The sequence below is a fragment of the Vibrio sp. 811 genome, assembly GCF_033339195.1.
This window is the reverse complement of record NZ_JAWOUB010000586.1, coordinates 1-611: the sequence shown is the minus strand read 5'-3', so window position 1 is coordinate 611 and position 611 is coordinate 1. Positions and strand designations below refer to the sequence as shown.

The 611-nt window shown below is 45.5% G+C and carries 1 protein-coding gene; it reads right to left on the bottom strand.

Features of this window, described 5'->3' with window-relative positions:
• Positions 1–472: alcohol dehydrogenase catalytic domain-containing protein (locus tag R7Q46_RS28235; RefSeq protein ID WP_318078449.1), on the bottom strand; the 472-nt coding region annotated here is incomplete at its 3' end.
• Positions 473–611: the final 139 nt, after the last annotated feature.

Genomic DNA, 611 nt, shown 5'->3' with positions numbered 1-611 from the left:
CATGGTACGCACCAATAATGCAAGACATTGGCTCAGCCAGCGACGCATCAGCAAAGTAATCGCCGTGGTAAGGCAGTACGCAACCTAGGTCGATAGCGATTTTAGGAATAATGGAATACGTTGCATTGCCACCAAAGGTTTCGTAGCTGTAACCCGCAGAATAACCACTAGGCAAGCCCATGGCAGGTTGCAAAACAAAGTAGTCACCAGCTTTGAATTGATCTTTTAGATTCTCACCGACTTCAACAATCACACCTGCGTATTCATGACCTGTCATCACTGGCACTTCGTCAATGTTTTCAGGAACGCGTTTGTGTTTGCTACCTAACAATGCTGCTTTGTAAGTGGACAGACAAATGCTGTTTGAAATGTTTTTAACCAGAAGTTCGTCGGCTGAAATGTTTGGTAAATCAAAGGTTCTTAATTGAACGTTTTTCTCACCACAGATAACCGCTGCCGTTGTTTGTACCATGATTTCTCTCCTAATTGGGGCGATACCTGCCGCCCCAAACTGCATTGTTAGGCTGGTTGCTCAGTCGCGACCGCTTGTTGCTTAATCTTATCCATCAGCTCGTCAAGCGCTGGGTCGTTGAGGAAGTTCTTGATCGTTA